This is a genomic window from Amycolatopsis albidoflavus (assembly GCF_039525725.1).
GTDB classification, from domain to species: Bacteria; Actinomycetota; Actinomycetes; order Mycobacteriales; family Pseudonocardiaceae; genus Amycolatopsis; species Amycolatopsis albidoflava.
This window is the reverse complement of sequence record NZ_BAAAHV010000035.1, coordinates 1-891: the sequence shown is the minus strand read 5'-3', so window position 1 is coordinate 891 and position 891 is coordinate 1. Positions and strand designations below refer to the sequence as shown.

Annotated in this window: 1 protein-coding gene; it reads right to left on the bottom strand. The window is 65.0% G+C overall.

What is annotated here, in order from left to right; translation table 11 throughout:
• On the bottom strand, nucleotides 1-891 hold an 891-nt coding region (locus tag ABD156_RS47750; protein WP_344288925.1), incomplete at both ends, for an IS630 family transposase.

Sequence of the window (891 nt, the reverse complement as noted above, 5' to 3'; positions counted from 1 at the left end):
GCGGTCTTGGTCCACACGAACGGTTTCGGGTCCCGGTTCCAGTCCTTGATCCACTCGCGGATGTCTTTCTCCAGTGCCGCAACGCTTTTGTGGACGCCGCGCCGGATCAGTTGATCGGTGAGAAACCCGAACCAGCGCTCGACCTGGTTGATCCAGCTCGATCCGGTGGGGGTGAAGTGCATGTGGAACCGGGGGTGCCTGGCCAGCCATGCCTTGATCGCCGGGGTCTTGTGGGTGCCGTAGTTGTCGCAGACCAGGTGGATGTCGAGTTCGGCGGGGACGGTCTTGTCGATCGTGGTCAGGAACTTCTTGAACTCGGCGGCTCGATGCTTGCGGTGCAGTTCGCCGATGACGGTGCCGTCGGCGATGTTGAACGCGGCGAATAGGCTGGTGATGCCGTGGCGGGCGTAGTCGTGGCTGCGGCGCTCGGGCATGCCCGGCATCATCGGCAGTACCGGCTGGGAGCGGTCCAGTGCTTGAACCTGGCTTTTTTCGTCGGCGCACAGCACCACCGCCCGTTCCGGAGGATGGTGATAGAGCCCGACGACATCGACGACCTTGTCCACGAACAACGGGTCGGCGGACAGCTTGAAGGTGTCGGCCTGGTGGGGTTTGAGCCCGAAGTCCCGCCAGATCCGCCCGATCGTCGAGCGCGACAGTCCGGACCGTTCGGCCATCGACGCGCGTGACCAATGCGTGGCGTTGCGGGGCGTCTGCTCCAGGGTCGTCACGATCACGTCCTCGACCTTCTCGAGCGTGATCGACGGCGGCCGGCCCGGCCGGTCCTCGTCGACCAGCCCGTCCAATCGCTGCGCGACGAACCGGGACCGCCACTTGCCCACCGTCATCCGATTGATCCCGAGCCGCTCCGCCACCTCCACATTGGACAAG